General features: G+C 61.7%; 17 protein-coding genes and 1 pseudogene. 9 read left to right on the forward strand and 9 right to left on the reverse strand.

The features are described from left to right. Positions 1–5 precede the first annotated feature (5 nt). Positions 6–380, forward strand: a complete 375-nt coding sequence (locus OKC40_RS01785) for a YacL family protein (RefSeq protein ID WP_270793931.1) — start codon at positions 6–8, stop codon at positions 378–380. 79 nt (positions 381–459) lie between these two features. Next, complete coding sequence (locus tag OKC40_RS01790) at positions 460–756, forward strand: hypothetical protein (RefSeq protein ID WP_033135544.1); 297 nt, start codon at positions 460–462, stop codon at positions 754–756. 41 nt (positions 757–797) lie between these two features. On the opposite strand, the gene OKC40_RS01795 is transcribed toward OKC40_RS01790, so the two are convergent. Together OKC40_RS01795 and OKC40_RS01800 are read right to left on the reverse strand one after the other, a co-directional pair. Further along, a complete protein-coding gene (locus tag OKC40_RS01795) occupies positions 798–1,547 on the reverse strand; it encodes a substrate-binding periplasmic protein (RefSeq protein WP_270793932.1) in 750 nt (249 codons plus the stop codon). Between the two features lie 221 nt (positions 1,548–1,768). Further along, entirely contained in the window at positions 1,769–2,470 is a 702-nt protein-coding gene (locus tag OKC40_RS01800; protein WP_270793933.1) for a substrate-binding periplasmic protein, read from the reverse strand. A 162-nt stretch (positions 2,471–2,632) separates the two neighbouring features. On the opposite strand from OKC40_RS01800, the gene OKC40_RS01805 reads away from it, so the two are divergent. After that, positions 2,633–3,463 carry a CPBP family intramembrane glutamic endopeptidase gene (locus OKC40_RS01805; protein ID WP_270793934.1) on the forward strand — a complete coding sequence of 277 codons (831 nt, stop codon included), beginning with the start codon at positions 2,633–2,635 and terminating at the stop codon, positions 3,461–3,463. Between the two features lie 2 nt (positions 3,464–3,465). Here OKC40_RS01805 and OKC40_RS01810 read toward each other — a convergent pair whose 3' ends face one another. Next, positions 3,466–4,695: a DEAD/DEAH box helicase gene (locus OKC40_RS01810; protein WP_270793935.1), complete on the reverse strand. Its 1,230-nt coding sequence runs from the start codon at positions 4,693–4,695 to the stop codon at positions 3,466–3,468. Positions 4,696–4,839: 144 nt separating this feature from the next. Here OKC40_RS01810 and OKC40_RS01815 point away from each other — a divergent pair, with 144 nt between their 5' ends. Then, positions 4,840–5,655 carry a transporter substrate-binding domain-containing protein gene (locus OKC40_RS01815; RefSeq protein WP_270793936.1) on the forward strand — a complete coding sequence of 272 codons (816 nt, stop codon included), beginning with the start codon at positions 4,840–4,842 and terminating at the stop codon, positions 5,653–5,655. Positions 5,656–5,714: 59 nt separating this feature from the next. Here the strand turns inward: OKC40_RS01815 and tpx are convergent, their stop codons facing one another. Beyond that, complete coding sequence (tpx, locus tag OKC40_RS01820; protein ID WP_058052310.1) at positions 5,715–6,215, reverse strand: thiol peroxidase; 501 nt, start codon at positions 6,213–6,215, stop codon at positions 5,715–5,717. A gap of 186 nt (positions 6,216–6,401) precedes the next feature. On the opposite strand from tpx, the gene OKC40_RS01825 reads away from it, so the two are divergent. Next, on the forward strand, positions 6,402–8,861 hold the full coding sequence (locus OKC40_RS01825) for a zinc/cadmium/mercury/lead-transporting ATPase (RefSeq protein WP_270793937.1): 2,460 nt from the start codon (positions 6,402–6,404) through the stop codon (positions 8,859–8,861). 211 nt (positions 8,862–9,072) lie between these two features. Here the strand turns inward: OKC40_RS01825 and pulA are convergent. Continuing rightward, a pseudogene (gene pulA / locus OKC40_RS01830) lies at positions 9,073–12,746 on the reverse strand (pullulanase-type alpha-1,6-glucosidase). A gap of 262 nt (positions 12,747–13,008) precedes the next feature. Here pulA and OKC40_RS01835 point away from each other — a divergent pair. Then, positions 13,009–13,422 carry a hypothetical protein gene (locus OKC40_RS01835; protein WP_075113885.1) on the forward strand — a complete coding sequence of 138 codons (414 nt, stop codon included), beginning with the start codon at positions 13,009–13,011 and terminating at the stop codon, positions 13,420–13,422. A gap of 56 nt (positions 13,423–13,478) precedes the next feature. Here OKC40_RS01835 and dmeF read toward each other — a convergent pair whose 3' ends face one another. Then, the gene (dmeF, locus tag OKC40_RS01840; RefSeq protein WP_270793938.1) at positions 13,479–14,453 is read right to left on the reverse strand and encodes a CDF family Co(II)/Ni(II) efflux transporter DmeF; all 975 of its coding nucleotides are present in this window, start codon (positions 14,451–14,453) and stop codon (positions 13,479–13,481) included. A gap of 71 nt (positions 14,454–14,524) precedes the next feature. Between dmeF and OKC40_RS01845 the strand changes: the two genes are divergently transcribed. The 3 genes from OKC40_RS01845 to OKC40_RS01855 all read left to right on the forward strand — a co-directional run bounded on the left by OKC40_RS01845 (position 14,525) and on the right by OKC40_RS01855 (position 17,130). Next, complete coding sequence (locus OKC40_RS01845) at positions 14,525–14,800, forward strand: metal/formaldehyde-sensitive transcriptional repressor (protein WP_042062999.1); 276 nt, start codon at positions 14,525–14,527, stop codon at positions 14,798–14,800. A 140-nt stretch (positions 14,801–14,940) separates the two neighbouring features. Beyond that, the gene (locus tag OKC40_RS01850) at positions 14,941–16,137 is read left to right on the forward strand and encodes an amino acid aminotransferase (protein WP_270793939.1); all 1,197 of its coding nucleotides are present in this window, start codon (positions 14,941–14,943) and stop codon (positions 16,135–16,137) included. A gap of 60 nt (positions 16,138–16,197) precedes the next feature. Beyond that, entirely contained in the window at positions 16,198–17,130 is a 933-nt protein-coding gene (locus tag OKC40_RS01855) for a LysR family transcriptional regulator (protein WP_182938736.1), read from the forward strand. A 63-nt stretch (positions 17,131–17,193) separates the two neighbouring features. Here the strand turns inward: OKC40_RS01855 and OKC40_RS01860 are convergent, their stop codons facing one another. The 3 genes from OKC40_RS01860 to OKC40_RS01870 all read right to left on the reverse strand — a co-directional run bounded on the left by OKC40_RS01860 (position 17,194) and on the right by OKC40_RS01870 (position 20,095). Beyond that, positions 17,194–17,517, reverse strand: coding sequence for a DUF1820 family protein (locus tag OKC40_RS01860; protein ID WP_042059647.1), 324 nt, complete (start codon positions 17,515–17,517; stop codon positions 17,194–17,196). Between the two features lie 138 nt (positions 17,518–17,655). Continuing rightward, the gene (locus OKC40_RS01865) at positions 17,656–18,558 is read right to left on the reverse strand and encodes a YjjW family glycine radical enzyme activase (protein WP_270793940.1); all 903 of its coding nucleotides are present in this window, start codon (positions 18,556–18,558) and stop codon (positions 17,656–17,658) included. Between the two features lie 10 nt (positions 18,559–18,568). Continuing rightward, positions 18,569–20,095: a YjjI family glycine radical enzyme gene (locus tag OKC40_RS01870; RefSeq protein ID WP_270793941.1), complete on the reverse strand. Its 1,527-nt coding sequence runs from the start codon at positions 20,093–20,095 to the stop codon at positions 18,569–18,571. Between the last annotated feature and the right edge of the window lie 42 nt (positions 20,096–20,137).

Below are 20,137 nucleotides of genomic sequence, written 5' to 3' on the forward strand. Positions count from 1 at the left end.
GTGCTATGGATTATGAATTTCGCCGCGACCCGTTTGGTGGCTATCGCGCCCGGTTCTCCATGGGCCATGAAGCCATCGGTCAGTGGTTGATCGACGAGGTTGGCAAGGATGAAGAGAAGCTCGACGAGCTCTTCTCCATCATTGACCAGCTATCCAACCGCACCCGAGCCGAATACCGGCTCAATGGCGGTGACTACTCCCTGCTGCTGACCCACGAAGAGGCGGAGGTGAAAGCCAACGCCCTCAATATCGAGCTGGATGAGGATCTCGACGATCTCGCCTACTACGATGATGAACAGCTGGCCATGTGCGGGCTGGAAGATTTTGCCCAGGTGCTCGGCTCCTGGCGCGCCTTTATCCGTAACGAGGATATGGGCTGATTGACCCGATATCGGGTTAAAATACGAAATGAATATGTCGGGCAAACATGCCCTTTTGCCTAACTCAACAGGATTGACTATGTCTATTTACGATTTTGATGACGAACTGCCGGAAGACGAAGAACAGGAATCCACCAAGAAAGCCGCTGCGCCTGCCAAGAAGAAAGGCAAGCAGGTGATGAACACCCAGGTCAACCTGAGCCCGCGCGATGCCAGCCGCCTCAACGGCATGCACGTTGAAGCCATCACCACCCTGGACGACGTCAGCCTGCCAAAGAACGTCATCTTCAAGGCTGGCCTGATCGCCCTGGGTGAGCTAGAAGCCAGCAAGCGCGCCGATATCATCGCCCGCGTGATCGCCGAATCAGGCCGCTAATCCCCCCTCTGAATGCAAATAAGCCGGCGCTTTGCTCCGGCTTATTTTTTCTGCCATAGATGGCACCGCCCGCCGTTACGCCCCCCTACCAGCTCATCATAACTTCCGTTGGCATGTAATGTTGCCAGCGCGCTGTTGAAGCGCCGTACCACATCGGCCCCATCGGGTAATTTGCGCGAGACAATCAGATAGAGCGCCTCGGCCTCGCGAAAATAGGGCAAAGGTTGCAAATGACAGGGGTCGCCAAATGCCTGCTGGCTGGCGTCCGCCATCACGGCATCATTCATGGTGATCAGATCGACCCGTTGACGCGCCAACAACTGCAGACACTGCGTCAGGGTCTTGGGGCTCTGCACGATCAACCCGAACTGCTTTACCACGCTATCAAAGTTGCTGGATCTCCAGCCCAGAGGCATACACACTTTCAACCCCTGCCATCGGCCAGCCAGCACGGCCTGACTGCCGCGGTAGGTGAACCATGGGAGGTGATCGAGATGGATGGGATCGCTGTAATAGAAATCAAGCTCGCGCTCGCGGGTGCGAGCATACGGGTAGGTCGCCGTGGCCAGGCCATTGAGGGCCTGTTGATAGCCCCGGGCCCAGGGCAGATAGTCCACAACCAGAGCGTGATAGCCGGCAGTGTGCAGCACCCGGGTCACCAGTCGGGTGCTCTGCCCGCCCTCCGGTAAATCGGCGCCGGAATAGGGGGAATAGTCCCCGGTCACCAGCGTCAACGGGGCACTGGATAGCCATCCACACCAACAACCGAGCAGCCACCAACAGTGCTTCATCCCGACCTCTGAAATTCAATGAATGCGAACAGGGAGACGATCCTGATATTAGCCGCAACACCGGTAATTGATGCCGTTATCATTATCTGGGCAAATCAGGCCCCCCATACCACTCAACCGTTGATTCACGGCATCCCGATATCTGCGTTGTGATGACCCTCCAAGATCCATCAAGCCGGAGTCACGGCTCCGGCTTGATGGTTTTATGCTCCCCCCACTAATCATTTATCGCAACGGGGCCACCGTGGTAAGGCTCCGGGAACCAGCTTATCGTAATGACCACTGGCGCGAGCTTCAGCCAGCACCTCGTTGAAGCGTTCAATCAGCTCATGCCCCCCTTGCAACTTGCGCGAAACCAGCAGATAGAAGGTATCGCGCTGGCGAAAATAGGGGAGCGGTTGCAGATAGTTGGGATCACCGAACACCTGCATGCTGGCTTCTGCCGTCACCGCATCGTTCATTGGCATCAGATCAACCCGCTTGAGTTCCAGCATTTTCAAGCACTGCGCCAGACTCTTTGGGCGGGTGAGTTGCAAGGAAAAACGGGCAATGACCTCATCCGCGTGACTGGTACTCCAGCCTGCGGGAATGCAGACCCGCAATCCCTGCCATTTGCCGTCAAGCACTGCATCGCTGCCCTGATAGGTGAACCAGGAAAGGTGATCGATATGGAGCGGAGCACTGTAATAGAAGAGCTTGGCCCGCTCGCGCGTCCAGGCATAGGGGAAGGTGGCGGACGCCAGGCCGTTGCGCGTCAGCTCGTAACCCCGGTTCCAGGGCAAAAACTCCACCTTCAGCTCGTCATAACCCGCCTCACGCAGCAGGGTGGTGACCAGCCGGGTACTCAGGCCGCCATCAGGCAGTGCAGCCCCCGAATAGGGTGAGAACTCCCCGGTCACCAGCGACAAGGGGGCGCATGACAACCATCCACACCAACAACAGAACAACCAGCCATAGTGCTTCATCACCATCCCTCTTTTTACTCTCTTGTTGAGTATAGGAGGCTGGCCCGGATAACCCGCACTGGTTGCCTTTGCGCCGATGCAGCTGCTAAGGTGCGGCCCTTTTGTTACAAAGGAGTTCCGATGTTACCCCTACCCGACACACTGATCTGGGGAGCGCTGGCGCTGGCCACCCTGCTCTGTCTGGCACGGCAACGGCGGCCCGGTTTCCTGCTGCTGGGGGTAGCCCTGCTGCTGGCGCTCTGGCTCGCTCGCATCACTCCGACCGCCCTGCTGGTGACACTGGCCGCACTGCTGCTAGCCTGGCGCCTGCCCTCACTGCCCGGCCATGGCCGTACCATCGCATGGGGCGCCTTGCTGATATGGGCGGTAGCGCTGACCCTGCATCTGATCCCCGGATTCAGCAATCTCAAGGTACTGGATCAGGCTCTGGCAGGGCCCGCCAGCGTGCCGTTCAATATGTATCTGAACCTCGACAAGCCGCTGCTCTTGTTTGGCTTGCTGCTGGCCTGCCCGACGCTGCTCGGCAAGGGAGGCAGCATCCGCTGGCGCCCGCTGGCCCTGTTGTTGCTGCCGTTGGCCGCCCTGCTGGTCATCGCCTGGCAGTTGGGGGCACTGAAACCGGAGGTGGGGCTGCCTCACTGGTGGTGGTTGTTCGCGTTGAACAACCTGCTGTTCACCTGTGTAGCGGAGGAGGCGCTGTTTCGAGGGGCGATTCAGCAAGGGCTGGCCGAACGCTACCGCCCCTGGATTGGCATAGTGGTGGCCGCCAGCCTGTTCGGGGCGGGTCATCTGGCGGGTGGCGCCCTATTGGCTCTCTTCGCCACACTGGCGGGCGTCTGCTACGGCTTGGCATTCCAGCTGAGCGGGCGGCTCACGGTGGCGATCCTACTGCACTTCGCCTTCAACTTCGCCCATCTGGCGCTGTTTACCTACCCGCTGGCACGGGCCTGATCTCAGCCGCGTGGCGCCTTGCCTTTGAACGCCTTGACGCTGCGCTTGGCCTGCGTGCGACGATTGGCCTGCTTGTCGCGAGCCGGGCGCTTGCCCTCCCCGCTGGCGGGCTGGTCGGTGACCGGGAATCCGGCCAGATCGCCCAGCGGCAGCTCGCGGCCGGTCAGGGTGCGGATGGCTTGCAGCATGTCACTCTCGCCATGACAGACCAGCGAGATGGCCAGCCCTTCACGGCCAGCCCGGGCGGTCCGGCCAATTCGGTGTACGTAGACAGGGGCGCTGGCGGGCAAATCCAGATTGATCACCACCGGCAGCGCCTCCACATGAATGCCGCGCGCCATCAGGTCAGTGGCGACCAGCACCCTCACCCGACCCTCCTTGAAATCATTGAGCGCCTGCTCGCGCACCGCCTGCTCCTTCTCGCCATGGAGGGCGGCCACCGCAATGCCCGCTTTGGCCAGCTTTCTGGCGACCCCGTCGGCATCATCCCGCGCACTGATAAAGACCAGCACCTGCGGCCACGCCTGCTCCTTGAGCAAGCTGATGAGCGCCGGCACCTTGCTGCTCTTGTTGACCAGATAGAGCCGCTCTTCGATCTCGTTCACCACGCTGTTGAGGGGGTTGGCCTCGATGCGGGTGGGCTCGCGCAGCAAGCCGTTGGCCAGTGCCTCCAGCTCGGCAGGCAGGGTGGCAGAGAAGAGCAGGGTCTGGCGATCCGCCGAAATAAAACCGAGCAGCGCCTTGATGTCGGGAGCAAACCCCATCTCCAGCAGACGATCCGCCTCATCCAGCACCAGCTGTTGCAGACCATCCAGCCCCAGCAGTTGCTGGGTCAGCAGATCCCGCAGCCGCCCCGGCGTCGCCACCAGCAGCTGTGGCCCCTGCGCCAGCTCGGCCTGTTGCCGCTCCTGAGGCACACCGCCGCAGAGAGTAACGATGCGCAGCCCCAACGCCTCGGCGCCCTCTTTTAGCGCGGCAGTGACCTGGATCGCCAGCTCGCGGGTCGGCACCAGCACCAGACCCTGCACCAGGCTGGAAGCGGGATCCAGCCGCTGCAACAGCGGCAAACCAAACGCCAGCGTCTTGCCGCTGCCGGTCTGGGCCAGCGCCAGCAGATCCTGCCCCGCCAGTGCCGCCGGAATAGCCAACTGCTGGATGCGGGTCGGCGTCTGCAAGGTGGCGGGCAAAGAGGCCAACAGGGCGGGATGGAGGGCTAGTTCGCTAAAGGTCATGGCGCTACGTCAACAAAGAAGTGGGAGGCGAAGTCTAGTGAGCGGGGGGAAAGAAGTAAAACCCTATCCACCATGGACCGACCGCACGGTGCGGGCGGCAGGCTGACTACACTTCACCTGACACCTTGCCAAGAGAGACCCGCCATGACCAGACACCTCCCCCTCCTGCTGCTCGTGGCTGCCCTGCTCGGCAGCGCGACGCTCGGCCTGTCGCAGACGACGGCAAGCGACAAGGGCACAGAGCAACCGAAACCGGTGCGCGTTCTCAATGCCCACCTTGGCGAGCTGCCGGGGCTGATCAATGCCGACAAGACAGGCCCCTTCGTCGATCTGGTGCACGCCATCGATGATCTCTACCCCGATGTGACCATCAAGATCACCATCTACCCCATCGCCCGCGCCATGGCGGGGGTAATTGCCGGCAAGGCTGACCTGGGGCTGCCCGCCATCCGCAATCTGCAGGATGCCGAGATGCTCCCCTATCGCTTCAGCACCCGCAGCTTTGGCAAAGTCACCCATATCATCTACAGCAATACGGCTTACCCCGTCACCACCGACATGGCCTACGGCATCGTGCCCACCAAGCGGGATCTGCTGATTGAAGCAACCCCGGGGTTTCTGCCTATCCCGCTCCAGCGATCCATGAGCATCGAGCAATCCCTGCGCAAGCTCTCCCGTGGTCGCATCGACGCCTTTATCTGGGCGCAGGAGGAGGCTGACCTGATGCTGCGCCAGCTGCAACTGACCAATATCCATCGGGAGCATTTCGGCGACTTCGAGGATGTCTTCATCATTACCAAGGGAACCGCTGGCGACGAGATGGACCGCTTCCTTGGCGAGGCGATCGACAAGCTTGCCGCCTCGGGCAAGCTGAGCGAGATCTACAGCAAGCTGCATCTCCCCTATGTGCAGTGGCAACCGCATTCAGAGCCACTACCACAGGCCGTCAAATCCCCCTGAATCGCGAATATCGCCCATAAAAAATCCCGCCGAAGCGGGATTTTTTATGGCTTGCAGCCTTACAGCACGGCCAGCGCGGCGGCGTAGTTCGGCTCGTCGGCCACTTCGGCGACCAGCTCGCTGTGCAGCACCTTGTTGTCACCATCCAGCACCACGATGGCGCGAGCGGTCAGCCCGACCAGCGGGCCGGAGGAGAAGGCAACGCCGTAATCTTCCATGAAGGCCGCACCACGCAGGGTGGAGAGGGTCACCACCTTGTCCAGACCTTCAGCGCCGCAGAAGCGGGACTGGGCGAACGGCAGATCGGCGGAGATGCACAGTACAACGGTGTTATCCAGCGCGCTGGCCTGCTCGTTGAACTTGCGCACAGAGGTCGCGCAGGTCGGGGTATCGACGCTCGGGAAGATGTTCAGGATTTTGCGCTGACCGGCAAAGCTTGCCAGGGTCACATCGGAGAGATCCTTGGCCACCAGGGAGAAGGGCTTGGCTTGCTCACCGGCGACCGGGAAGTGACCCGCGACGGAAACCGGATTGCCTTGCAGAGTGACTGTGTTGCTCATGTGTTATGTCCTTTTTATTGGTGTAGTAAAAATCTGTGCTCCAGTATAAGCCTGTCACGTCCTCACAAACACCCGACAACATCAGGGGAATAAAAGGGGTTGACCTTGGACTTAACACCAAGGTTTAGACTCCCCCTCAGTAATCAGGGATCTCGCAGGGGCGGGATCCATCTAGAGGGACTCATTATGAGCAAATCCTGCTGCAATCATCAGCACGCCGCCCCCATCAAGGCCGTCAGCAAGGCGGTATCCGGCCAGAGTGAACATCACCACGATAGCCACTGCTGCGACAACACCACGCCCGTCAGTGGCTGTTCAGCCACGACGCCTCATGAGCACGCATCCCGTGATGGCAATGAATCACCCGGGGATGATGAGCCTCCCCGAGGAGGTTGCCACGATCAAGCGTGCTGCAGTGCACCCTTATCGCCGGCTCACGATCATGAACATGATCACGAGCACGATATGCCACCTGCAGACCCGCTAGTTGCGCCAGAGCAAGGCAACAGCCGCCACAGCTGGCAGGTGCTGGGGATGGATTGCCCCAGCTGCGCTCGCAAGATCGAGACCGCCGTCAGCCGGGTGAGCGGCGTGCAGCAGGCGCGCGTGTTGTTTGCCACCGAGAAGCTGGTAGTGGATCTGGCCCCCGGCCTCTCCCCCGATCCCGTCACCGCCGCCGTACTGGCCGCCGGTTTCCAGCTCAAGGGGGAAAGCGCTGGCAAGCAGGCCGCTGGCCGCGAGCAAGCTTCACAACCGACCCTGTTGGGCAATCTGTTTGGCAAGGAGCTCGGCAACTTTTTGGCCAAATACTGGCAGCCCCTGTCACTGGCGGGTCTGATGCTGGTCGCAGCTCTGCTACCGAGCGAAATCGGTAAGCCGCTGTTTACCCTGGCGACCCTGTGGGGTCTGTGGCCTATCTCCCGCAAGGCGTGGGCGCTGACCAAAAGCGGCTCCCCCTTCGCCATCGAGACCCTGATGACGGTGGCAGCGCTGGGCGCCCTGTTCCTCGGTGAAACCGCCGAAGCGGCCATGGTGCTGCTGCTCTTTATGCTGGGGGAACATCTGGAGGCCTACGCCGCCGGGCGCGCCCGTGCCGGGGTAACCGCCCTGATGGCGCTGGTGCCTGACAAGGCGCTGCGCATCCGTACCACTGCCGAGGGTGAGGTGCGGGAAGAGATAGCTGCCGATCAGCTGCGTCCCGGCGATATCATCGAAATCGCCCCGGGTGCCCGCCTCCCCGCCGACGCCCGCCTGCTCGATGAGCTCGGTGCGTTTGACGAGAGCGCCCTGACTGGCGAATCCATTCCGGTGGAACGCCGTCAGGGTGACAAGGTGCCAGCCGGCAGCCTGGCCGCCGATCGGGTGCTACGCCTCGAGGTGGTATCCGAGCCCGGCAACAACGCCATCGACCGCATTCTGCACCTCATCGAAGAGGCCGAGAGTCAGCGCGCCCCTATCGAGCGCTTTATCGACCGCTTCAGCCGCTGGTACACCCCGGCCATGATGCTGATCGCCCTGCTGGTCGTCATTGTCCCGCCGCTCGCCTTCGGCCAGAGCTGGGACGAGTGGATCTATCGCGGACTGGCGCTGCTGCTGATCGGTTGCCCTTGCGCGCTGGTCATCTCCACCCCGGCAGCGGTCACCTCGGCGCTGGCCGCAGCTACCCGTCAGGGGGCGCTGATCAAGGGCGGTGCCGCGCTGGAGCGACTGGCCCATATCGACACCGTGGCGTTTGACAAGACCGGCACTCTGACCCTGGGCAAACCGCAGCTAACCGAACTGGTGAGCCTTAATGGCCAGCCGGAGACCGAGTTGCTGGCGCTGGCGGCTGCCATCGAGCAGGGCTCTCACCACCCGCTGGCCCGCGCCGTGGTCGCCAACGCGACCGAACAGGGACTGACTCTGACGGAGGCCCGCGACCTGCGTGCACTGCCGGGCATGGGCGTTGAGGGACGCATCAACGGTGAGCTGTGGCAACTGCTGGCACCGAGCCGGGTGGCGACCCTGAATATGGAACAGCAGACCCGGATTGGTTCGCTGGAGCGGCAGGGCAAGACCGTCGTGGTGCTCTGCCAGAGCAGCGGCGACCAGGCGCTGCCGGTCGCCCTGCTGGCGCTGCGGGATCAGATCCGGCCGGAGGCGGCAGCTGCGCTGCAAGAGCTCAACCGGCTCGGGCTCAACAGCATCATGCTGACCGGGGATAACCCCAACGCCGCCGAGGCGATCGCCACCGAGCTGGGCATGGGCTGGCGCGCCGGTCTGCTGCCGGAGAACAAGGTGGAAGAGATCGCCAAGCTCGCCAGCACCCGGAAGGTTGCCATGATCGGCGATGGCATCAACGATGCCCCCGCCATGAAGCGGGCCAGTATCGGCATCGCCATGGGCGGCGGCACCGACGTAGCGCTGGAGACCGCTGATGCGGCGCTGACCCACAACCAGCTCGGCGGCATCGCCGCGATGATCCGGTTGTCGCGGGCGGCACTGGCCAATATTCACCAGAATATCGCGCTGGCGCTGGGACTGAAGGCTATCTTCCTGGTCACCAGCCTGCTCGGCATCACCGGCCTGTGGATTGCGGTGCTGGCCGATACCGGCGCCACCGCGCTGGTCACCGCCAACGCCCTGCGACTGCTGCGCAAACGCTGATCCGGACAAGGTAGCCAATACCTATCCCCCAGAAGCCGTCCCCAACCGGGACGGCTTTTCTTTTTACTCTCACCACACTCCCCGTAAAAGAAAAAGCGCGCCTGCCGGTCGGCAGTCGCGCTTTGCTTACTCTCTCGGAGTTATCCCACCCTTGGCAAGGTGGAATTCAACCCGGGGACGCCGAGCCATCCCCCGGGCTCAATGGGTTTGCCTATGGTGTTGCCTCAGCCACGCTGACGCTCAGGGTCGGCTTCTCCTTGTCCATGGCGGTAAAGACAAACTTGTAGTTACCCGCCTTGCTCAGGGTCATACCGACGTCACTCCCTTCTTTGCAAAGGGTAAGAGGAGCTGAAACGGTCAGCACATCGCTCGGCGCACACTTGCCGTAGTTGGCGATGTTCCAGCTGGCATCGGCGATCTTCAGGGTAGTCTGACCCAATTGTCCATCGGTTACCGGCACGGTCAGCCCGTACATGTAGTTGCCATCAAAGCTCATCTGGTTGACCGCATCCCACTGACCCAGGAAGCCACGCACAAAGATGCCCGTGTTGCCAAACGGTGGCAGGGTGCTCAGGTCGGTTTTCTTGCCAAGCGGCAGACCCGTCCCCTGCACACCGGACTGCGGCTTGACGAACACCGCGGCCGACCAGGCACCCAGCGTCAGGGTGCCGCCACTGACAGCGACATCACGGGCGATGCTGTTGCCAGCGTGGTGAGCGGAGCTCAGTTGCAAACCGCTCAGGTCGATGGGCTGATCGTTGCCATCACGGAAATCGCCGATACTCTGGCTCTGATTGGTGGCGTTGATCATCACCACCAGACCGTCGATAGCCGGATCCAGATCCGCTCCGGCATTGACGCCATCATCCACCGTCATCACGATCAGGCCCGGCACCTGATCCGGCCCGGTATTGCGGAAATCGACCCGCTTGATCACCTCGGCCCCGCTTCCAAGACGCAGCAGACGCGATGATTTGCGCAGCTCCGCCAGCTCCTGATAGAAGCTCACCATGGTCTCCATGTCGGTGCCATTTGGCTTGCCGTTGAGCGTCAGCACCTTCTCGATCAGCGGATAGTTGTCGCCATCCTTGTCCTTGCGCGGCAACCCCTTGTCAAAGTTGTTGTCGGCCAGGGTGTAGTCGACCTTGTTGTACCAGTCGCCCGAGTCATAGCTGTCCCGCTCCATGGACTTGGAACGCAGCAGCTCGACACCGGCGTGGGTGAAGGGGATACCCTGCCCCAGCATGGCGGTGGCGAGCGATACCCCCTGCATCCGCACCAGATCGGCTCCGGCAGGTGCCTTGTAGATCAGGTTGTCGAACAGGGTCTGGTTGTCGTGCTTGTCGACATAGTTCTGCACTTCCACCGGATCCTGGGCATAACCGGCAGGTTGACCGTTGTAGTCGATCTCGGCGCCTTTCTTCGGCATGCCATCCTTGTCGGTCAGCACGAACTCCTTGAGGTTACCCGCCATGCCGAGGCGCACCAGATCGGACTGGTGCAAGGCCGTTGCCAGCTCCACCTTGCTCATTTCGTTAGGCTCGGCGAAGGCGCCGTTGCCAAAGCCCTGGGTTTCACGAATGGCATCTTTACTATCAAACGGACTGCCGCCACGCACCGCATCACGCAAGCGGTCGGAGAAGGAGCCGATGCCGGTACCGCCCAGATGCTTCTGGGTCGCCTGCACGAAGCGCTTGTCATCCTGCACCTCGCCGAAGTTCCACCCCTCGCCGTAGAAGTACATCTCGGGATTGACCTTCTTCACCGCGGCCAGCGCCTGCACCATCTGATCTTTCGGGTGGTGGCCCATCAGGTCGAAGCGGAAGGCGTCGATCTTGTAGTCACGCGCCCAGGTCACCAGGGAGTCATCCATCAGCTTGGCGAACATGGCGTGTTCCGGCGCCGTGTTGGAGCAGCAGGTGGAGTTTTCGACCGAGCCGGTCTCCGGATTGAGGCGCTGATAGTACCAGGGCACGATCTTGTCGAGCACCGACTTGGGTCCCAGTCCCGCCTCGTTGGTGTGGTTGTAGACCACATCCATCACCACGTTCATGCCGATGTTCTGCTTGATGGCCTTGACCATCTCGCGGAACTCCAGAATACGTTTGGTCCCCTCGGCGTTGGTGGCGTAAGAGCCTTCCGGCGTGGTGTAGTGGTAGGGGTCATAACCCCAGTTGAAGGAGTCGACACCGCGCAGATAGCCGGAGAGCTCCTGCACCTGCGGATTATCCTTGCCGTCGCCTGACTTGAGAGCATCCAGCACCTGGCCGACAGTCTGGCCGCCACCGCAGTAGGTGCCAAATTGGGATGTTTTCACATCCGGATTGACCTGACAGAGCTTGCTGAAGTCATCGCCGATATTGGCCACCTTGGCCGGATCCTCGTTGACGGTGGCGATATCGAACACCGGCAGCAGGTGCAGGTGGCTGACGCCGCTTTTTGCCAGCGCTTTCAGATGGTTGACCGGCACAGAGTCGGGCTGGGTGAGGCCGACAAACTTGCCGCGCTTCTCTTCATCGGTGGAGGCGTCGTTACCGGTCAGGTCACGAACATGAGCCTCATAGATGGTGATGTCGGCAGGATTCTGCTGGCTATGGGGCGCCTTGAGGCTATCCCACCCTTCCGGTTTCAGCGCAGGATCGTCGAGATCCACCACCTGACTGAACTCGGAGTTCATCGCCAGACTCAAGGAGTAGGGGTCGGTCACCTCGTAGTGCTCAACCTTGCGGCTCAGCGGGTGGTAGACCTCCATGTCGTAGCGGTAGAACTGGCCAACCAGCTCGCTGCCCCCTTCGTAGCTCCAGCTGCCGCTGGCGCTGTCGAAGGTCATCGCCACTTCACCACTCTTCTGGTGGCTGGCGTTGTAGAAGGCCAGCTTGACCGACTTGGCGGTCGGCGCCCAGAGGCGGAAGGTCACCCGGTTGCCCTCCACCACGGCGCCATAACTCAGCTTGGTCGCCTCGGGGGCATAGAGCGCATCGAGGGCTCCGGCGCTCTGTACCAGAGTTGCCCCCTGCAGGATACCGTCAGCATCGGTGCCGATAGCCACCAGTTCGCCCTTGAGCAGGGGCTTGAGATCTTTCCCGGCAGGCAGGGCAAAGGCGGCTGCATCCTTGAGGTGCGGATATTTGGCCTGCTGCTCGGCAGTCAGACTGGTCGCGGTCAGAGTGACATAGGGGAAATCGAACACCCCATCGGCATTGGCCTTGATGGTGCCCGAGTCGGTGTAATAGAGGCGCACGTGGGGCTTGTCCTTGCCCCTTGCCAGATCAGGGTATTGCCATCGATCAGATGGGCGCTGGCACCCGCCACCCCGAAGGCGGCGGTAAAGGCCTCGGCGCGGCTGCCGAACAGATCTTTCTTGCCCGCAACGATGGCCACGGTGCGATCCGGGTGCTCACTGAAGATCACCTTCATGTCGCTACCAGTCAGGTTCGCCAGATCGCCGTTACGGGCAATGAAGTTGATGCACCCTTCCACCTTGTTGAGCGGCACCACCCAGGCAGGACCAAAGCTGTCGGCGGTGGCGGGCGTCTTGCTCTTGTCATCCCACCCGGTATTCAGGCCGCTGTCAGCGGTAGCGTTGCAGGCATCTTTGTTCCACAGATGCAGGCTGTGGCTGTCAAAGGGCGTTTTGGCCCCTTTGGCTGCCGACTGGGTATCCACCAGTGCAATGACCACCTGATTGTCGCCGGCAACCAGCAACTCCTTCGGGGGATCCATCTTGGGCAGACGGGCAACAGGCCCATCAGTGACTTCAGGCGTAGGCGGTGTAGGGGGGACGGGTTTCACACCGGAGGGATCAGAGCTGTTGTCATTACAGCCAGACAAAAGCGCGAGCAGTGAGGCTGTTACCAGCGCCACTTTGGTCTTTTTCATATCCATATTTTTATAATTCCCGCTGTAGTTAGTCTCGATAGTCGAGCACCCGGTCATTGCCAGGCGGTGCCATATTAATCAGCGGCAATCGATTCAAATGTGAGCGGAAGGGCAAAAAAACCATCCAGTTTCAACAAGATAACGTTTTCAGATTGAAACTTCGATCCGGCTCACAGACCTCGCGGCCATTTGGCCTCATATCTGGAAAACGGCAGTCACGGGGTCAGAAAAGCAATGTCTGATCAAGTGGATAGACAAGGAGTAAACAATGAAACGGATTGAAGAGCAGGCACAACGACTCGATCAGGAGTATCAGGCGATCGGGCAGCTATTCGACCAGTTCTGCCAGCAGGCGGGCGCCCTGGCCGAGCAGTATCACTTCTTCAACTGGCCCGATTATGAAGACTCGCCCCCGCTGAGCCGCGCATTCACCCTGCTGGGGGAACCCCGCGAACTGCGGCTGCGCTGTCAGCCCGGTGAGCGCTCAGCCCTTCATGGCCTGATCCAGGTGGTCTCGGAGGATGGCACTATCGATGCCAGCCTCGGGTTTCGCGCCGATGGCCAGCTGCTGCTGGAGTCGGGCAAACTGCTGGACAACCCGCCCGGACTGCTGCTCAAGCTGCTGCTCGGCGCAGTGTGGCAACACAAGCCCCAGGAGGAGATCACCGGGCAACCGCACTGATATTAGGAAGCCAACGGCACTGAAACCAAGGGGGCCAACGGCCCCCGCTATTTATCCTATGCGCTGGCGATCTCGATGGTCACATGCACCAGCTCTTCATGGATCGCCAGCCGCTTGCGGATCTGCTGCGCCGGTAGCGGATTGACCATCAGCAGAGAGAGCACACAGGCATACTGCTGCTGCCCTACCCGCCAAACGTGCAGATCGCGGATATCGGTGCCCGGCAGCTCGGCGATGACCTCGCGGATCTCCGCCACCAGCGGGGTATCCATCTCGGCATCCAGCAACACCCGACCGGAGTCGCGCAGCAGCCCCCAGGCCCATACCGCTACCAGTCCGGCGCCGACTATGCCCATCAGCGGGTCGAGCCATTCAGCCCCCCACAGCATCCCTCCCACCAGTGCCAGAATCGCCAGCACCGAAGTGGCTGCATCCGCCAGTACGTGGATATAGGCGGCACGCAGGTTGAGATCCTGATGACCGTGCTGATCGTCATGGTCATGATGATGATCGTGGTCGTGATGATCATGATGGTGGTCATGCCCATGGCCGTGATGGTGATGGTGATGGTGATGGCCGTGATCATCCTTGAGCAGCCAGGCACAGGCGAGGTTCACCAGCAGCCCCACCAGCGCGATGGCGATCGCCTGTTGATAGTGGATCGGGCTGGGATCGAGCAGCCTGAACACCGACTCGAACAGCATCAACCCGGCCACTCCCACCAGCAACAGGGCACTGGTGAAGCCACCCAGCACCTCGATCTTCCAGGTGCCGAAGCTGAATCTGTGGTCGCGAGCAAAGTGGCGGGCAGCGCGATAGGCCAGCACCGAGAGACCGAGCGCCAGCGCGTGGGAGCTCATGTGCCAGCCATCCGCCAGCAGTGCCATGGAGTTGTAGAACCAGCCGCCGCCGATCTCCGCCACCATCATGATGACGGTCAGCAATACGGCCCAGCGGGTCTTCTGTTCGGCCAGCGGATTGCCCTCGTGAATGACGGGTTGATGGCAGTGGGATTGAGCGAGGGATGACATGGATTTCTCCTGAGAGCGATGATGCAATATACTATACCCCAGTATAGTTTTATTGATCGAGAGGATCCGTCATGTCCCACACCATTCACGACAAAAAGAAGCTGCTGACACGGGTGCGCCGCATCAAGGGACAGACCGGTGCGCTGGAGAGCGCGCTGGAGCAGGAGAGCGACTGCGCCGCCATCTTGCAGCAGATCGCCGCCATCCGCGGCGCCGTCAACGGCCTGATGCTGGAGGTGCTGGAGGGGCACATGCGCGAGCATCTCGGCGCCCCCGATGCCACCCCGGCCGAGCGGCTGGAGGATCTGGATCAGGTGGTCAGCGTCCTGCGATCCTATTTGAAGTGATCAAGGTGGCACTGCCTGCCAGTGGCACCATCCCTTCAGGCTTGACTAGCGTCGGGCTTGAGCCACCGCCAGCTTTACGCCATGATGTCCAGCCCGGCTGACCGCCGGTTTTACTGGACAGTCAATTTCAAGGATCCCCCATGTTTGAACACGTCGATGCCTATGCTGGCGACCCCATCCTGACGCTAGTCGAGACCTTCCACAAAGACACCCGCGAGCAGAAGGTGAACCTGGGGATCGGCCTCTATTACGACGAGCAGGGCCGCATTCCGCTGCTGCCCTCGGTACAGCAGGCCGAAGCCCAGCGCGCTGCCGCCCCGGCCCCGCGTCCCTACCAGCCGATGGAGGGGGCCGCCAACTACCGCACCGCGGTGCAGCACCTGCTGTTTGGTGCCGACCATGAAGCGGTCAAGGCGGGTCGCATCGCCACCATCCAGACCATCGGCGGCTCCGGCGCCCTGAAGATCGGCGCCGATCTGCTCAAGCGCTACTTCCCGACCTCCGAGGTATGGGTCAGCAACCCGACCTGGGACAACCACAAGGCGATGTTCGAGGGGGCCGGCATCAAGGTGCACGACTACCCCTACTACGATGCGGCCACCGGCGGCGTACAGTTCGATGCAATGATCGACTGCCTGAGCGTCCTGCCAGCAAAAAGCATCGTGCTGCTGCACCCCTGCTGCCACAACCCGACCGGGGTGGATCTCTCCCGCGCCCAGTGGGATCGGGTGATCGCGCTGGTGGTCGAGAAGAATCTCATTCCTTTCATGGACATCGCCTATCAGGGCTTCGGCGACGGGCTGGAAGAGGATGCCTATGCCATTCGCGCCATGGTGGCTGCGGGGGTCAGCTTCTTCGTCAGCAACTCGTTTTCCAAGAACCTCTCCTTCTACGGCGAGCGCTGCGGCGGCCTGTCGGTCATCTGCAAAGATGCCGAAGAGGCAAGCCGGGTACTGGGCCAGATGAAGGCCACCGTGCGTCGCAACTACTCCAGCCCGCCCACCCACGGTGGCCAGATCACCGCGGCGGTGATGAGCCAGCCGGATCTGCACGCCCTGTGGGTTGACGAGGTGACCGGGATGCGCACCCGCATCAAGGCGATGCGCGAGAAGCTGTTCGAGGTGCTGAGCGCCAAGGTGCCGGGCCGTGATTTCAGCTACTTCATCAACCAGCGCGGCATGTTCAGCTACACCGGCTTCACCCCGGAGCAGGTTGATCGTCTGCGCGAGGAGTTCGCCGTCTATCTGGTGCGCTCCGGTCGCATGTGCGTGGCGGGCCTCAACAGCCGCAACGTCGACTACGTGGCCGATGCCATGGCCGCGGTGCTCCAGGGCTAATCCGCACCAGCCCCGCTTCGGCGGGGCTTTTTGTCTGTTTCATTCGCTTGTGGAGTCTTTATGGATCTGATCGCTCTCTCTCGGCTGGGAGGTCGCCATCTGGTCACCCTGCACCTGCTGCTCGACAACCAGAGCGTCACCCGCACCGCCGAGCGGCTCTGCACCACCCCCTCCACCGTCAGCAAGACCCTCAACCAACTGCGGGATCTGCTGGGGGATCAACTGCTCTATCGCCAGGGCAACCAGCTGCTGCTCACCCCCATGGCAGAGCGGCTGGCCCCGACCCTGCACCGGCTGCTGGGGGAGCTGAACGGCCTCACCCGCCAGAACGCCTTCAACCCGCAGCAGTGGCAGGGCAGCTTGCGACTGGGGTTGCGCGAGAGTGTGATGACCTGGCCGGTGGGCCCCATTCTGGGTCAGCTGATGAAAGAGGTGCCGGGCATGGTGCCGGAGATCTGGAACAAGGATGAGCAGGGGCTGGAGGCGCTGGCAGCGGGCAAACTCGACTTCGTGATCCTGCCACATGACCAGAGCCAGCCATTGCCGCGCCAGCCGGGGCTGGTGTGGGAGACCCTGCGGGAAGAAAAACTGGTCTGCCTGCTGCGCAAAGATCACCCGGCGCTGGCCAAGCCCTGGGATCTCGATGCCTACCTGAGCTGGCGCCATATCGCCATCCGGGATCAGGAGCTGGCCAACCCCTTCTTCGAGCAGAGCCTGGCCCAGCAGCAGGTACGTCGCCAGATTGGCGCCACCCTGCCCGATTTTGCCAGCGCGGCGGCCCTGCTGCCCCAGACCGACCTGATCCTCACCGCCATCGGTGGCTGGGCAGCCTGCATGGCCAATCAGCCGGATCTGGTACTGCGTCCGGCACCGTTCGATTACGGTAAGGTGAGCCACAGTCTGGTCTGGTATGGCCCGGCCGGAGACGGTTCGGCCCGTCACTGGTTCCGCCAGCGGATCCTGCAACTGGGTCGCGAATTGATTGAGCCCTGAGCCGGGCGACAGAGAGAAGAAGTTGATGTTTCGCCGCGGCGAAACATCAACGGCATTGAGGGATCAGGGGCGTTTGGTATAGATGGGGCTGGGGAAGGAGGCGACGTTGCTGCCCAGCTCCGTGATGCGAGCCGCCCCCTGCTTTCTGACCTGATCGATGCGCAGCACCTGATGCATGGGGATCAGGGTGTGGCGCACATCGGCAAATTCGCTCTTTAGCTTCTCGTGGCCGGGATCGACGATAAGCGCCGTGTGGTTGTCCCAGACAAAGTCGGCAATCTCGATAAAACCGAACAGCGAGCCCTGATTGACTTCGCGCACATACACTTCGTAGCGCTCGCTGTGGCAAATAAACTGAACCCGATATAACGCCTTGCTTTCACTCATGATTATCTGTCATTGAGGGGGAAGAAGATGGCCATTATTCTAGCCGCCGTTCTCGCCCCCTCCAATAGACAGAAATCACAGTTACGGCCTTTCCATACCGCTCCTCACGCCATAACGGTCACCGGATGACGCAGCCACTCAGCGCATCAGGGCTGGCAGTGAGACCGGCCCCAATCCTGCTGCGCGCAAGCGGCTGGCCAGCTGTTCCAGCTCGGTTTGGCTAGCCTCTGGCCATTGCGCCGCCTCCCCACGTACTCCGTGGTGGCGAAAGCCGTTGAGGCGAATGGGCACAGGCCCAAGTTGCAGCAAGAAAGCAGCGAGATCTGCGTCCAGCTCACCATTCGCATCCAGAAAATCGCTCTTGCCCGGCACGTGGAGCAGCCGCAGTTCGGTCAGCTTGCCGTGGCTTGCCAGCAGTTTCAGCGACCCCAGCACCCGCTCGCGACCATAGCCGGTCAGCGAGTGATGCACCGAGTCGCGCCACCCCTTGAGATCGAGCATGGCGCCGTCGAGCACCGGTAGCAGCCGCTGCCAGCCGGTTTCAGCCAGCGAGCCGTTACTGTCGAGCAGACAGCCGAGATGGGCCAGATCCGGCGTGGCCTTGATGGCGGCAAACAGCGCAACCACGAAGGGAAGCTGGGTGGTCGCCTCGCCGCCGGAAACGGTAATCCCGCTCAGCAGTGGGCCGTAGCGGCGCAGCAGGACGAGCACGTCGGCCACCGTCATGGTGGCGGTCTTGGGATTGGCACTGCGCGGGCAGACATCCAGACAGGCATCACAGTCGGTGCAGAGCGACGCCTGCCAGCGCACGCTGCGTTTGCCAGGACGACTCTCATCCAAAGAGAGGGCGCCACTCGGGCAGACTGCGAGGCAATCGCCACAATCGTCGCACAGCCCTATGGTGTGGGGGTTATGGCAGCCGGGGCAGCGGAAGTTACAGCCCTGCAGAAACAGCACCAGCCGGTTGCCCGGCCCGTCGACACAGGAGAACGGCAGCACCCTGCTTACCAGGGCGCTGCGTGTTGGCAAAACATCAGCCATCAGGGCGAACTCAATACTCGCCGATGGTCGATTCGTGGGCGACCACTCGCGGTGCCCGCTGCCGGATGGCGGTCACTTCACTCGCCTCGGCACCGAGACAGGTGGTCTGCAACCGCGAGCCTTCTTCTGCAAAGCGGGCCACGTCGCTCTTGCGGATCATGTAGCCGGTCACCCGCACCAGATCGCTGTCGGCCACGTTGGCGGTGAACTCGCGCATACCGATGGCGAGCGCCCCTTTGCAGAGCTGCAACAGCGCCTGCGGGTTCTGGCGGATGGTGGAATCCAGCGTCAGGATCTCGCTGATCCCAGAGTGGTAATAAGTGTGGTGCGGCGCCAGCGCCAACACATGGCTGGCCGGATCCGGCTCATGACCGTAGGGGATGCGCACCCCGGGGGTCACCGCCACATCGATGCTGAGGCCACCCTGTGAGTGCAGCAGCGCATGACCACCCCAGGCGTGGGTCTGCGGGGTACTGGTCACAAAGGCGGAGAGCTGGGCCGAGATGCGATAGCCAAGCTGGTTCGCCTCCTCGCCGTGGCCGTAACGATCCGGCAGATTCTCTTTATCCATCAGGATATTGACCGCTTCCGCCATGCCGTAGATACCGAACATGGGGACGAAACGATCCTCATCCAGCAGCCCCTCTTTCACCAGGAAGCTGTCGAAGAAACCTGACTCATCATGGAGGAAAGCGGCGCGCGCTTCGATCAACTGGGAGGCCAAACGGCAGTAGTGGGGCAGCAGGCAGCCGAGGAAGTCATCGATCCCCTGACACTGCTCGGCGACCCGCTTGAGGGAGATGCGCACCAGGGTATTGGCACCACCGGCCTGCGGCAGGGCGTTGTAGCAGCTGACGATGCCAAAACCACGCTGGTCGAAGGTGTCGCGGTGGATCGGGTAATTAGCGATGTGCGGCTTGCTGCACTCGGCGATGTTCTTCACCGCCTGCAACAGCAGGCTGTCCGGGGTCTGCTCCGGATCGTGGAAGAAGGTGAGGTTCGGTGCCACCTGCTTGAGCTCGTTGTCGATGCGCAGGATCAGGCGGCAGATGCGGTTGTCATCCGGCCCGATGTTGACGTGCATGAAAGCGTCCGGCAGCACCCTGTCCAGATAGACCCAGAACCCCTTCAGCTTGCGATAGAGGGCCTCGTCATCCAGTTCGCCGACGAACGGCAGCAGCAGATGGTCGAGCCGACCCAGCCAGACCGGCATGCCGGTGACGGAGGGGACATGGTGATAGAGGATGCGCAGGGCGTTGAGCGCCTCGTCGAAATCCTGCGGCGCCGCCAGCTCCAGCCAGGCAGAGCCCTGACTCAGAAATTTTTCATAGTCCGGCAGCACATAGCGCGGCTTGTAGGGGGCATGCCCTTCGAACATGTCGCAGATAAATCCCTGCTCCATCGCCTCGGCGACTGCAGCAGGCAGGTCGGGGTAGGGCAACGCATTCTCGGCGGCCAGCGCCAGTGCATGGCTCTTCTGGGCTGCGGAGAGATGGGGATCGCGCACGATACGCTGACAGGTTTCGGTCAAAGACATGGGACACTCCTTCACGGACAGAGCCCATATCCTCACCGTTTG

Origin of the sequence: Aeromonas sp. QDB11, from assembly GCF_027705265.1 — a bacterium.
In the GTDB taxonomy this organism is placed as follows: Bacteria; Pseudomonadota; Gammaproteobacteria; order Enterobacterales; family Aeromonadaceae; genus Aeromonas; species Aeromonas allosaccharophila.